Origin of the sequence: Pseudomonas syringae pv. tagetis (assembly GCF_022557255.1) — a bacterium.
Classification (GTDB): domain Bacteria; phylum Pseudomonadota; class Gammaproteobacteria; order Pseudomonadales; family Pseudomonadaceae; genus Aquipseudomonas; species Aquipseudomonas caricapapayae.
The window spans coordinates 4,530,753-4,544,034 of record NZ_CP092923.1; the positions used below are offsets into that span (position 1 = coordinate 4,530,753).

Below are 13,282 nucleotides of genomic sequence, written 5' to 3' on the forward strand. Positions count from 1 at the left end.
TCAAAACACATGCGTGAAGATAAACACTCTCCCCACCATCGTCCGCCACATCTTCGTGAACCAGGTGAAGACCGCGACGGTTTTGAAAAACGCCCGGGCCGAGAACGCGGCGGACGCGGCCCACGGGTCTTCGCCCCTGGCGATCTGAAACTGCTGCTGCTGGCGCTGATCGCCGAACAGCCTGCTCACGGCTATGACCTCATCCGCAAAATCGAAGGCCTTTTCGATGGCGCGTACTGCCCCAGCCCTGGCGTCATCTATCCGACCCTCACGTTTCTCGAAGAAAGTGAAATGGTGCTCGGCGACGCACAGGCCGGCAAGAAGCTTTATAGCGTCACCGATGCCGGTCTCAAGTCGCTGCAGGATCAGGCCGTGGCGCTGGAAGGCGTACGGATGCGCATCGACGTCAGCAAGCGCTCACTGCGCGGCCATGATCGTCCACCGGAAATCCACGAAGCGGTGCATAACCTGAGGCATGCGCTGCAAATGCACCATGGCCGCTGGAGCCCGGAAGAAATTACCCGGGTCAGCGAACTGCTCAACACCACCGCCAAGGCCGTCGTCGATGGGCCTCAATCCAGGTCGGAGGAGTCGGTATGAATTCGCCACAGTCAATCCACCGCGTCATGCATGAAATCAAGCGCCGCAAGTTGCAGGTGCTGCGCGTCACAGAGCTGACGCCTCTGATGCGCCGCATTACCTTGCATGGCCCCGAACTGACGGGCTTCATCAGCCTGGGCACAGATGACCACGTCAAACTGTTTTTTCCGCAAACTCCGGAAGAGCACGCTGCTCTGGCAGACCTGAGCGCCACCAGCGACAAGGACGCACCACGCCCGCCGATGCGCGATTACACGCCGCGTGGCTACGACGAGAACACCGGTGAGCTGGACATCGACTTCGTACTGCATGGCGAAGGTCCTGCCGCCACGTGGGCGGCTCAGGCTGAACCAGGCCAATTCCTGCACATCGCCGGGCCGCGGGGTTCGATGGTCGTGCCGGACATGTTCGACAGCTACCTGTTGATCGGCGATGAAACGGCGATTCCAGCCATCGCTCGACGCCTGGAATCGCTGCCTGCCAGCCGTGCTGCGCTGGTCGTGGTCGAAGTGGCCAACTCGCAGGAACAGCAGGTTTTCGACAGCGCAGCGCAGGTCGATGTGATCTGGATCGTGCGCGGCGAACAAAGCCTGGTGGACGTGGTTCGCCGCCTGGAAATGCCCGAAGGCAGGCTTTATGCGTGGGTCGCGACCGAGTCCGGTCTGTCGCGCAAGCTGCGTCGCGTGCTGTTGGACGAATTCGGCCTGCAAGAGGACTTCGTCAAGGCCGCAGGCTACTGGAAACTGGGCGACGGCGAAGAATAAGCACCAACGGGCGACTCACTGAGTGCGACGAGCCGCCCATCTGTCGATTCCGACCATCAGCAACGCAATCACTACAAACCCGAGCAGCACGCCTAGTGCGTTGCCGAATGCCTTCATAAACCCGAGGGTACCGACGTCGATGAACGGGTACATATAATCGCCGATCATATTGCCGCGTAGCAGGATGTAGCCGAAGTAGACCAGCGGATAGATCATCCACAGTGCGATATGGCTCAGGCGCAGGCTGCCTTTAGGCACGTACAGCCACCAATACAGCATGAACGCCAGCGGCATTACGTCGTGCAGCAACTCGTCGGCAACCCACTGCCAGCCCTGCGGATGCCACAAGTGGCGTAACAGCAGGTTGTAGGCGATACCGACCAGCGCAATGCTCACGGCAATGCCCGAACACACTGCCGGATGACGGAAAAAACGATGGCCTGCCGATTGACGACGGGTCAGCACGCAGCTAAGGGCAACCGCCACCAAGGTGTTGGTGAGCACGGTGAAGAAGCTGAAAAACCGCACCAGACCACCCAACAGGCTGGCATGGTCGGCATAACGGCCCATAAAGATCAGATAAAGCTGAATCACCAGCCCTGCCCAGCCAAGGCAGGCGGCGACAAGGGCGTAGTAGCGCTGTCCTTGCGCACGTTGCGGGTGTTGGCTGTGCATCAATCGTTATCCTTGAGTTCCGGCGTCCATGCCGGGGCTGTGTAGCGCGGCTGACGGTACTGAAGAAGCGTTACCAGCCTTTGCCGCGATGCAGCTTCACATACAGCGCTTCGACCTTTTCCCGCGCCCAGGGTGTCTTGCGCAGGAAGGTCAGACTGGACTTGATGCTCGGATCGCTTTTGAAGCAGCGAATGTCGATACGCTCGGCCAGGCCGGACCACTCGTAGTGTTCGACCAGAGCCCTGAGAATCTGCTCCAGCGTGACGCCGTGCAGCGGATCGGAAGTGGGTGTTGTCATGATGAGCCTTGAAGCTGATGAAGAGGGATACGAACCTGAACAGATCCCCGGAGCGCGCAGGTCTTTCGAAAAAGTCTGCCATTGTAAGCCCCGCGCTTTCATAAAAAACAGCCGCCGTTAAGCACTGTTGCCTGCCCTGCAACGATCCATGTCAGGTTTATCGCTTTTAGAAAAATCGTTAGCGTCCTATCATTGCGCCTTTAAGGAATGAAGCGTTTCCCTTCTGTAGATGTTCCTTCAGACAAAAGCCTATGCACGAATCCGGGCGGCAATGGTCTACGACTCAATGACCGCGCCGGACCGAGCGTGCAACCGCGCTCGGCTTGGCGGCTGAATCCGGCCGTCGGCGATTCGTCTCAATAAGCAGCTTCAAGAAATGATGCCAAGGCAGGCGTTGCATACGAAAACAAGATGTCTACTACCTACTTCTCGCGGAGATTCGCATTATGAGCACCGACCGTGCTTCGAATAGAAATCGCCTGTTACCGACACTGCTCGGGCTGGTGATCCTGTTGATGGGGCTGGCCTTGCTGGTCGGTGGCGCCCGACTGCTGCAACTGGACGGCTCGTTGTATTACCTGCTGGCAGGTATCGGCTTTGCCGTCACCGGCGTGTTGCTGATAACGGGTCGTGCGGCGGCCTTGGGCCTTTATGCACTGCTGCTGTTCGCGAGCACGGTCTGGTCGTTGTGGGAAGTCGGCCTCGACTGGTGGCAACTGGTGCCACGCCTTGCGCTCTGGTTTGCACTGGGCATCGTGTTGCTGCTGCCGTGGTTCCGCAAGCCACTGCTGCGCAATGGGCCGGCACGTATGGGTACGGGCGCATTAAGCGTCGCTGTCGTGCTGGCCGGTCTGACCGCGCTGGCGAGCCAGTTCACCCATCCGGGTCGTATCGAAGGCCAACTGGACCGCGAGACGGCTGGCACGACCAACACTGCCCCGGCCATGCCTGACGGCGACTGGCAGTCCTACGGCCGTACCGCATTCGGTGACCGCTACTCGCCACTGGCGCAGATAACCCCGGAAAACGTTAACAAGCTGGAACCTGCCTGGACCTTCCGCACCGGAGATATTCCTGGGCCGAACGACCCGGGCGAAACCACTGCCGAGAACACCCCGCTCAAGGTCAACGGCATGCTTTACGTGTGCACACCACACAGCCAGGTGATCGCGCTTGACCCCGATTCCGGCAAGGAAATCTGGCGCTTCGATCCGAAGCTAAGCACCCAGAATGCGAAAAACTTCAAAGGCTGGGCGCACATGACCTGCCGTGGTGTCACTTACCATGACGACGCAGCCTACGCAGCCAGCGCCCCGGCGCAAAGTCCGACGGTCCCGGCTGCCGATGGCACAGCCACCGCCAGTGCTGCCTGCCCGCGCAGAATTTTCCTGCCGACAGCCGACACCCGTCTGATCGCGCTGAACGCTGATACCGGCAAGATGTGTGAAGACTTCGGCAACAAGGGTTCGGTTGATCTGACGGCCAACATGGGCACGTTCGCACCGGGCGGCTACTACTCCACCTCGCCACCGGCAGTGACCAGGGATCTGGTGATCATCGGCGGCCACGTCACCGATAACGTCTCGATGGACGAGCCGTCCGGCGTGATCCGCGCCTATGACGTGCACACCGGCCGTCTGGTCTGGAACTGGGACAGCGGTAATCCGGAAGAAACGGCTCCGATTGCCGACGGCAAGATCTACACCCGCAACTCACCGAACATGTGGTCCATGTTCAGCGTCGATGAAAAGCTCGGCATGATCTACCTGCCGATGGGTAATCAGACGCCTGACCAATGGGGCGGCGACCGTACAAAGCAGTCCGAGAAGTACAGCGCGGGCCTGGTTGCACTGGACATCGCAACCGGCCGCGTGCGCTGGGACTTCCAGTTCACTCACCATGATCTGTGGGACATGGACGTCGGTGGTCAACCAACCCTGCTGGACATGAAAACTGCTGATGGCGTGAAGCCTGCGGTATTGGCCTCGACCAAGCAGGGCAGCATCTACGTATTGGATCGCAGCACCGGCAAGGAAATCGTGCCGATCAAGGACGTACCGGTTCCGCAGGGCGCTGTTGCAGGTGACTGGACTTCGCCGACTCAGCCCAAGTCCGACCTGAACTTCATGCCGCCTCCGCTTAAAGAGCGCGACATGTGGGGCGTGACGCCGTTTGACCAGATGATGTGCCGGATCGACTTCAAGTCGCTGCGCTACGACGGCCCGTTTACCCCACCTTCGCTGCAGGGTTCGATCGTTTATCCGGGCAACTTCGGTGTGTTCGACTGGGGTGGCATTTCTGTCGACCCGGTTCGTCAGATCGCCTTCGTCAACCCGAGCTACATGGCTTTCCGTTCGAAGCTGGTGCCGTCTGCCGAAGTTGAAGGCGGGCCGGGTCGCAAGAGCGAAACCGAAGGCGTGCAACCGAACAAGGGCGCACCTTATGGCGTGATTCTGGAGGCACTGCTGTCGCCAATGGGCCTGCCATGCCAGGCACCCGCGTGGGGCTACGTGGCGGCGGTCGACCTGACCACCCACAAAACCATCTGGATGCACAAGAACGGCACCGTGCGTGACAGCTCGCCGATCCCGATCCCGCTGACCATGGGCGTTCCAAGCCTGGGCGGTCCGATCACGACGGCCAGCGGCCTGGCCTTCCTGAGCGGTACGCTTGACCAGTACCTGCGTGCCTACGACGTGCGCAACGGCAAACAGCTGTGGGAAGGTCGCCTGCCGGCAGGCGCACAAACCACACCGATGACCTACACCGGCAAGGACGGCCAGCAATACGTGCTCGTCGTGGCCGGCGGTCACGGCTCACTGGGCACAAAACAGGGGGACTACGTGATGGCGTTCAAACTGCCGAAGTAATGCGTTGCTGAGGTGGATAAAAAGCGGCTGCCGAGAGGTAGCCGCTTTTTTTGTCGCCACTGAAGCAGGATCCCGATTGCGCCAACTACCTCGTTCCGGACGCTCTGCGCCCGCTCTTGAATGCGCGGTGCGGCGCAGACCTGTGACGCGGAGCGTCACGAAATGCGTGCCAACGCGGAGCATTGGCACGATAGTGTTCACACGATTATCGTTCCGGACGCGCAGCGTCCGCGCCCCAGTGCGTTGGGCTAGCGCGCTTTGGCGCTGCTTTTGTCACTGGCGCGCAGAATGTCGCTCCAGCGGCGGACCAGGTAGTTGTGCTCATTCATGACCGAGTTCCACACGGCGATGTGGCCCATGCGCTCTTCGTAGGAACCGCCGTCGCGGATCTCGCCGGCGTCAATCAGTGGCAGACCGTCGCTGCCAAGCAGCTGTTCGCGGGCAGGCAGTCCGGCGTACCAGTAATCCCATTCGGCAGCGCTGAGGTGATCCCGGCTGCGCGCCGGATTGCCGATGTAGTACCCCTGCCGCGCCATCACCGCACCAGGCCAGCCCGAAAGCCACCAGTTCAGGTACGCATAGGCGGCATCCAGCACCGGGCCCTTGGCGTGGCGTGACAAGGACAGCCCGCCGAACCAGCCACGATACCCCTCTTTGGGCACCGCCACGCGGTACTTCACACCCGCGCGGTGCAGCCTGACCAGGGTCGGCGACCAGAGGCTCTGGATGTCGATGGTCGGGCTGAGCATGAGTTCAGCGGCCTCTTCGTCATCCGACCAGAATGCACCAAAGTGCCCTTGCTGCTGTTTACGTACCAGCACCTCAGCCAGCAGGTCGATCTCCTCGATGCTCATGTTGCCGATATCCTTGAACATCGCCAGGCCCGCGCCCTGCACGGCCAGCGCGGCATCCAGCGCGCCGATGGCAGCGTCGCTTTGCAAGGCGATGCGCCCGCCCCACGCAGGGTCGAGCAGCCAGCCCCAGCTTTCGTCCGCAGGGCTCAAGCCGTCCGGCAAGCGCTCGGGACGGTAGGCAAAACTGTCGGCGTTATGGGTCAGCGGCAACATACTGATGCGCTCAGTCACCGCACTGCCCAGACTGCCGTCATGCTGCACGAACAAACGCTCGCTGGGCACGCTGCCGCTGCCGGGTTGATCGGTGGGCCGCAACCGGCCCCGCTTGGGCAGGTCGTTGATTTCGTGCCAAAGCGCGATGCGCCGCGTGTCGATGGGCTGGATCGCCCGGGCAGGCCAGACGAAATCGACGTTATGGAACCACTGGTCGTAGAGATCGTAGCTGTCTGGTTGCATGACCGCGATGCGTTGCGCGGTCTGCACATCATGAATCTGGTAGATCAGTTTGATGCCCAGCTCCTGCTCGGCCCGCTCGCGCAGGGATTCAAGCAACGTCACGGAGGTACCGAGCACACGCAAGGTGATGGTCATGCTGCTGACTCATTGAGCGGCGGCGCAAAACTGCTGGAAAACACTTCGAACGAGCGTCGCAGTGCGTCCGCCTCCAGACCGCGCAAGATGAACACCAGCCGCGAAGTGCGATCCTCGCCTGGCCAGGCCGCCAGATGCACCGGTGCATGCAGGCAATGCTGCACACCATGAATCACGATGGGAGCCTGGTTGTCGTTCACGTTGAGCAGTCCTTTGACACGGAGGATTCGTTCGCCATGGCATCTTAACAGCATCGACAGCCACACCCCGAAACCGACCCAGTCCAGAGGGCGTTCGAAGGTCAGGCAACAGACCTGCGCATCACCATGCCGAGCGGTGGTGGACAACACTCGATGCAGTTGCCAGCGAGTCACTTCAGCGGCCGGCTCATCACTGCGCATGCCCTCGCCAAGCAGCAGCTGGTCTCCACTGTGGATCTGCGCGGTATCCCGCAGCGGTGCAGAAAAATTGAGCGCTTGCAGACGCCGACGCAGTGCCTCTCGCGCAGGCTCATCGATCATATCGGTCTTGCTCAGCAACAGCCGGTCCGCCGCAGCGACCTGAGCCAGCCACTCTGGATGCAGACGCTCCTGCAGTGCGGCGTGACAGGCGTCCACCAGGGTGACGATCAGGCCGACATGGAAGCGTCCGCGCAATTGCGGATCATTGCTCAGCGTGGTGAGAATCGGGGCCGGATCAGCCAGACCGGTGGTCTCCAGAATCACCCGACGAAACAACGGAATCTCCCCACGATTCCGCCGCTCCAGAAGACCGAGCAACGCATCTTTCAATTCGCCACGAACGGTGCAGCAGACACAACCGCTCGGTAACAGCACGGTATCCGGAGCGACCTCTTCAACCAGCAGATGGTCGATACCGACATCACCGAACTCGTTGATCAGCAGCGCCGTCTCGCCCATGTTTTCATCAGCCAGCAGGCGCTTGAGCAACGTGGTTTTGCCACTGCCGAGAAAACCGGTAATCACATTGAGAGCAATGCTCATGAGGACCTCTGCAAATGGTCGAGCAAACGGGGATCAAGCGGGTCGAGCGGTCGGCCGACGAGCAGCTCGGCTTTCTGCCAGAGCTGCTCCAGACCGGTCGCCAGTTCCTGTTTGCCGGTGGCACCCAGTAGAAGGTAGGAAACGCCCTGAAAGTCTTCGACCTTGAGACGAAACGGCGCGACCACCTTGTTGATCGCGGCAATGCGCCGCAAACGCTCGCGCCGACGAGGCAGTTCGGCTGCCAGCGGATCGCTCCAGTGCACGTCTTCGCCCAACAGCCCGCACAATCCACACATCAGGTGTTCTCCAGCAGTTATGGCATGACATCGCCGGAGTTGGGGCCCAGCGTCTGGCCGACGAACAGATTGCCGCCGGGCTCGCTGGCCAGCAGTACCGCCACCGGCGCGACCTCTTCAGCCAGACCAAAACGTCCCAACGGCAACTCGGCCGCCTTGGCGGTTTTCCAGGCGCTGCTGATCCCGGCGACCAGCGGGGTCTCGATAGGGCCGGGAGCGATGGCATTGACCAGTACGTTGTCTTTCGCGACTTCCAGCGCGAGGGATTTGCTGAAGCCGATCACCCCGGCCTTGGCGGCGGCGTAATGGGTCAGCTCGGCACCGCCCTTGATGCCCAGTTGCGAGGCAACGTTGATGATGCGCCCCCAGCTCTGGGCAATCATGTGCGGCAGCGCGCGCTGGCTGGCCACGAACACGCTGGTCAAATCGATGCGCAGCATGTCGTTCCACATGTCGAGGGTCAGGTCGACGCAACGCGCCTGAGTCAGCATGCCGGCATTGTTTACCAGAATATCGATACCGCCGAAATGCTCGACACAGGCATCCACGCCGGCCTGCGCACCGGCGGCACTGCCGACATCGGCTACGCACGTCTGCACATCGGCGCCAAGCTGCCGGCATTGTTCTGCGACCTTTGCCAGGCTGTCGGCGTCTCGATCCCCCAGCACCAGACGTGCGCCTTCTGCCGCATAAGCGCGAGCGATGGCAGCGCCGATGCCACTGCCTGCTCCGGTGATGACGGCGCGTTTTTGTTTGAGTTGTTGCATGGGTCGGGTTCCTGTTCCTGGGTTGAGGGTGTGCGATCTAGCCCGGCCAGCGTACGGTCAGGCCGCCGTCGATCACGATGCTTTGCCCGGTCAGGTAACTGGCTTCGTCGCTGCACAGAAAACGCACCAGCGCGGCGACTTCATCTGCACGACCGACACGGCCCAGCGGTATGGCGCTGGCTGCCTGAGCCAGGCCCTCCGGCCCAAGCGAGTTCTTGCTGTCCAGCGATTGCGGCGTTTCGATCAACCCCGGAATCACGGCATTGCAGCGGATGCCCTTCGCCGCGAGTTCCACCGCCAGCGAACGGCACAACCCCGGCACACCCGCCTTGGCTGCTGCGTAATGTGAATGGTCCTGCCAGCCATAAACACCACCGGCGATCGAGGAGATCGCTACCAGCGAACCGCCCTCGCCCATATGCCGGGCGGCGGCGCGAAAGGTACGCATCACGCCGGTGAGGTCCACGTCGAGCATCTCGTTCCAGCGTTCGTCCGTCATTTCCAGCAAGGGCGCACGACGTAACAATCCGGCATTGGCCACCGCGTAATCGATTCGGCCATAAGCCTTGATCGCAGCGGCGGCCAGATCATCGACCGACGCTGTGCTGGTCACGTCCAGCGGCAGCATCACACATTCGCCACCCGCCTCCTGCACTCGCCGCCGGGTATCTTCAGGGTCATGCGGGTCAGCCGGATAGAACCCGCCTGCCACCGCCACACCGTGCCGGGCGAAAGCCACTGCCAGCGCCTGGCCGATGCCGCTGGCGGCACCGGTTACTACTGCAACTTTACGAATCATGTGCTGCTCCTCATTTCACAGTTTCAGGTCGCACGTGTCTGGCCGCAAACATCAGTGCACCCGACAGGAAGCAAGGCAGTGCGCCGAAGTACAGTGCCGAGGTCTGCCAGTCTCCGCCAGCGCTCAGAACCGATGTGGCACCGAAACCCGCGACCACAGCACCGAGTGGGCCCATGGCATGGATGATTGCGCCGCCCGTTGCACGAATGCTGGTCGGAAAGCTTTCGCTAATGAAGAACAATGCCGCCGAGTACGGACCGATCAGGAAGAACAGCCCCAGGCTGTACAAGCCGACCACCATCACCATGTTGCTTGGCCCGTAAAGCATGCCGGCAAATGCCAGGCCGCCGAGCATCCAGCCAAGGCCGATGACATTGCGGCGACCGATCCGGTCACCCATCCAGCCGTGACACAGGTAACCGCAATAGCCCACCAGGTTGGACAGCACCAGGATGATCAGCGAGTTTTCGAAAGAGATGTGGTGAACACTGACGATTACTGTCGTGCCCAGAACGCTGAACACCTGAATGGCCGCCCAGTTGAGCAGGATCGCAGCACCGATCACCAGGGTTGCGCGCAGCGATGTACCGCGAAAGGCAGCGCCGATACCGGCTTTGCTGTGTTCGTCGTAATCGATGCCGTACGTCTGCGCCACAGCCTGCGCCTGGCTGAGGTCGCCCTTCTTGCGCAATTGGGTAATGCGTTGATGGATCTGGAACTGCGGGCTCTCCTTGAGCTTGCGCGCCATGATCGCGATGACAATGGCCGGGATGGCCGCGAACACGAAGCACCCCTGCCAGCCGATGATCGGCAGCAGCACCGCGGTAAGACCGGCCGCGATCAAGGCACCGACCGGCCAGCCGCCCTGCACCAGGCTGTAGATAAAGCCACGCCGTTTGGTCAGTCGCGGATCGTCGGAGGCTGCGTAGATTTCGCTCAGATAGGTCGCGTTGACCGTTTCTTCCGCATAGCCCAGACCGCCCAGCGAACGAATAAGGATCAGCGGCGACTTGCCCCAGGATCCACCGATGGCCGTAAGCGCCGAGCAGATCGCCGAGCCACTCACGGTAAAAATGATACCCACGCGCCGTCCCAGGCGATCTACCAGCGGGCCGATGGCCAGCGCCACCACCGCTGTGCCGACCGCGACCCAGGTCGCGATTTCGGCCTGTTCGACCTCACTCCAGCTGAAATGCCGACCGATTTCCGGTAGCAGCGTGCCAAACAGAATGAAGTCATATACCGCAAACACCCACGCGAAAAACGCAATCCATGTGGCGAACCGCACTTGCTCCGGAGTCAGTTGCTCAGGTTTCCAGCCGGTCAGGTCGAGCTTGTTGTAAATGGACATGAGTGACGCCTCGGACAGGGCAATGTATCAACGGGTACGGGGGTTACGACGCACGAAGTCGTCGGCGATCTCGTCGAAAGTGACGAACTTGACGCCTGCATGGCTTTGAATGTGCTCGATCAAGCGCTCCAGCATCAGCAGCACCTGCGGGCGACCAGACACGTCCGGGTGAATGGTCATGGTGAATACGGCGTGTTCATGCTCGCGATATACCCAGTCGAACTGGTCGCGCCACATTTCTTCAAGGTGTCGGGGGTTAACGAAACCGTGACTGTTGGGTGCCTTTTTGATGAACATCATCGGAGGCAGGTCATCGAGGTACCAGTTGGCCGGGATTTCCACCAGATCGGTTTCTTCGCCGCGTACCAGCGGCTTCATCCAGGTGTCAGGGTGCTGGCTGTAATCGATTTTGGTCCATTTGTCGCCCACGCGAACGTAGTAGGGATGAAAGTCGTTATGCATCAGGCTGTGGTCGTACTTGATGCCTTTCTTGAGCAACAGCTCATTGGTAACGTTGCTGAATTCCCACCAGGGAGCGACATAGCCGGTCGGGCGCTTGCCGGTCATTTGCGTAATCAGCTCGATGGACTTGTCGAGAACGATCTCTTCCTGCTCCGGAGTCATCGCAATCGGGTTTTCATGGCTGTAACCATGCACGCCGATTTCATGTCCGGCATCTGCCACAGCCTTCATCTGCTCAGGGAACGTCTCCATCGAGTGGCCCGGTATGAACCAGGTGGTGCGCAGGCCGTAACGCTCGAACAGCTTGAGCAACCGCGGTGCCCCCACTTCACCGGCAAATAGCCCGCGCGAGATATCGTCCGGCGAATCCTCGCCGCCATATGAGCCGAGCCAGCCTGCAACCGCATCCACATCCACACCAAACGCACACAGAATTTCTTTGGCCATCTTTGTTCTCCCACAGGTTAATCAGAACGGCTTCGCGGTGTACTGTGCGGGCCGGTTTGCAATTCACAGAGTGTTCAAGATGCTGCGATCAACGCTTCCACGGTCAGCGCTGCGCGCAGCAGCCGTGCGTCTTCCCCTGCCGGAGCGCTGAGTAACAGGCCGGTGGGCAAGCCCGAGGCATCACGACCACTGGGCATCGAAACGCCGGGCATATTCAGCAGGCTGCCCGGCATGGTCAGGCGCAGCGTGGCAAGGTTGGTTTGAATGAACAGCTCTTCGTCGTTCAGCAGAGGCGCGAGCGGCGGAGCCACGTGAGCAACGGTCGGGGTAACCAGCAGCGCGCCGTCCAGTTCAACGGTCAACTGCTCCTGTAATCGTTCCCGCGCGGCGTACAGATTGACCAGCAAGCTGGCCGGCATGTGACGTGCTGCCTCCAGGCGCTTGCGAACTCTGGGGTCGAGCTGACTGGCGGCGTCGCTGTCGAGCAACGACTGATGCAACGCGAATGCTTCGGCAGCACCAAGCCAGCCTTGCTGCTGAATCAACTGCAACGTGGCCTGAAATGCCTGACAATCCCGCACCTCGATCACGGCGCCGTCGTCTTGCAGAACGCCAATGGCACGAAGCAGATTGTCGCGAACCGCAGGTTCGACACGGTGGTCTTCCAGCACCGCCTTATCGACCAGAAAACGCTGGCTGGCCACGCTGCGAGGTGTTAATGACGAAGGCTTGCTGCGCGCGCAAAGCAGGTCGTCGATCACCAGTGCATCGCGCACACTGCGTGTCAGCGGGCCGATACTGTCCAGTGTCAGCGCCAGCGGGAAGACACCGTCACGGCTGTAGCGGCGACTGGTGCTGCGAAACCCGACGAGACCATTGAACGCTGCCGGGACACGGATTGAACCGGCGGTATCGGTACCCATCGCAATCGGCACGATCCCGGCAGCGACGGCAACCGCCGAGCCCGAGGATGAGCCTCCGGGAATGCGGGGCGAACTGTCGCTTGCAGGGTTGACCGGCGTACCGAAATGCGGGTTCAGGCCCAGCCCGGAATAGGCGAATTCGCTGAGATTGGTCTTGCCCAGACTGACCATCCCGGAGCGCGCCAGCAGCCCCACACCGGGCGCATCCAGCAAGGCAGGCGAAAGGTTGTTGCGCAAGGCGGCACCGGCCGTCGTAACACAGCCCGCCACGTCGAACAGATCCTTCCAGGCAATCGGCACACCGTCGAACGCGCTTAATGGCTGCCCGTGTTTCCAGCGCGCAGCGGACGCTTCGGCTTCCCTGCGTGCACGCTCGATACTCATGGAGATAAACACATGATCGACTTCGGTTGTCTGTTGCAAGGCGCTTTCCAGAGCCTGCAGCGGGTCACTGCGCCCCTGTGCGAAATCCTCGGCCATTGCGCAGGCGTCACGAGTGGCACTGTGGTTCCCGATGTCGTTCATAAGCACGCGGCCTTTAAAATGTACTTATTAATAAAATGTACATTTAATAAAGGCAG

Annotated in this window: 13 protein-coding genes; 3 read left to right on the forward strand and 10 right to left on the reverse strand. The window is 60.9% G+C overall.

The features are described from left to right. Nucleotides 1-9: 9 nt before the first annotated feature. Complete coding sequence (locus MME58_RS20110) at nucleotides 10-600, forward strand: PadR family transcriptional regulator (protein ID WP_054988492.1); 591 nt, start codon at nucleotides 10-12, stop codon at nucleotides 598-600. After that, nucleotides 597-1,364, forward strand: coding sequence for a siderophore-interacting protein (locus MME58_RS20115; RefSeq protein ID WP_054988491.1), 768 nt, complete (start codon nucleotides 597-599; stop codon nucleotides 1,362-1,364). The genes MME58_RS20110 and MME58_RS20115 overlap by 4 nt, the downstream gene beginning before the upstream one ends. A gap of 15 nt (nucleotides 1,365-1,379) precedes the next feature. On the opposite strand, the gene MME58_RS20120 is transcribed toward MME58_RS20115, so the two are convergent. Both MME58_RS20120 and MME58_RS20125 read right to left on the reverse strand, forming a co-directional pair. Continuing rightward, entirely contained in the window at nucleotides 1,380-2,039 is a 660-nt protein-coding gene (locus tag MME58_RS20120) for a Pr6Pr family membrane protein (RefSeq protein WP_054988490.1), read from the reverse strand. Between the two features lie 70 nt (nucleotides 2,040-2,109). Then, a complete protein-coding gene (locus MME58_RS20125; protein ID WP_054988489.1) occupies nucleotides 2,110-2,337 on the reverse strand; it encodes a VF530 family protein in 228 nt (75 codons plus the stop codon). Nucleotides 2,338-2,783: 446 nt separating this feature from the next. Here MME58_RS20125 and MME58_RS20130 point away from each other — a divergent pair, with 446 nt between their 5' ends. Then, the gene (locus tag MME58_RS20130; protein ID WP_055006406.1) at nucleotides 2,784-5,207 is read left to right on the forward strand and encodes a glucose/quinate/shikimate family membrane-bound PQQ-dependent dehydrogenase; all 2,424 of its coding nucleotides are present in this window, start codon (nucleotides 2,784-2,786) and stop codon (nucleotides 5,205-5,207) included. A 248-nt stretch (nucleotides 5,208-5,455) separates the two neighbouring features. On the opposite strand, the gene MME58_RS20135 is transcribed toward MME58_RS20130, so the two are convergent. The 8 genes from MME58_RS20135 to MME58_RS20170 form a co-directional block, all read right to left on the reverse strand. Beyond that, nucleotides 5,456-6,652, reverse strand: coding sequence for an ABC transporter substrate-binding protein (locus MME58_RS20135; protein WP_055006407.1), 1,197 nt, complete (start codon nucleotides 6,650-6,652; stop codon nucleotides 5,456-5,458). Next, the gene (locus tag MME58_RS20140) at nucleotides 6,649-7,656 is read right to left on the reverse strand and encodes a CobW family GTP-binding protein (protein WP_055006408.1); all 1,008 of its coding nucleotides are present in this window, start codon (nucleotides 7,654-7,656) and stop codon (nucleotides 6,649-6,651) included. Before MME58_RS20140 ends, MME58_RS20135 begins: the two co-directional genes overlap by 4 nt. Further along, complete coding sequence (locus tag MME58_RS20145) at nucleotides 7,653-7,952, reverse strand: hypothetical protein (RefSeq protein ID WP_054984230.1); 300 nt, start codon at nucleotides 7,950-7,952, stop codon at nucleotides 7,653-7,655. The genes MME58_RS20140 and MME58_RS20145 overlap by 4 nt, the downstream gene beginning before the upstream one ends. Before the next feature lie 17 nt (nucleotides 7,953-7,969). Beyond that, nucleotides 7,970-8,719 carry an SDR family NAD(P)-dependent oxidoreductase gene (locus MME58_RS20150; RefSeq protein WP_055006409.1) on the reverse strand — a complete coding sequence of 250 codons (750 nt, stop codon included), beginning with the start codon at nucleotides 8,717-8,719 and terminating at the stop codon, nucleotides 7,970-7,972. A gap of 37 nt (nucleotides 8,720-8,756) precedes the next feature. Next, entirely contained in the window at nucleotides 8,757-9,518 is a 762-nt protein-coding gene (locus MME58_RS20155; protein ID WP_055006410.1) for an SDR family NAD(P)-dependent oxidoreductase, read from the reverse strand. Between the two features lie 10 nt (nucleotides 9,519-9,528). Beyond that, nucleotides 9,529-10,869 carry an MFS transporter gene (locus MME58_RS20160; protein WP_054984233.1) on the reverse strand — a complete coding sequence of 447 codons (1,341 nt, stop codon included), beginning with the start codon at nucleotides 10,867-10,869 and terminating at the stop codon, nucleotides 9,529-9,531. 27 nt (nucleotides 10,870-10,896) lie between these two features. Then, nucleotides 10,897-11,778 carry a polysaccharide deacetylase family protein gene (locus MME58_RS20165; RefSeq protein WP_004658231.1) on the reverse strand — a complete coding sequence of 294 codons (882 nt, stop codon included), beginning with the start codon at nucleotides 11,776-11,778 and terminating at the stop codon, nucleotides 10,897-10,899. A gap of 74 nt (nucleotides 11,779-11,852) precedes the next feature. Beyond that, entirely contained in the window at nucleotides 11,853-13,226 is a 1,374-nt protein-coding gene (locus tag MME58_RS20170) for an amidase (RefSeq protein ID WP_055006411.1), read from the reverse strand. Nucleotides 13,227-13,282: the final 56 nt, after the last annotated feature.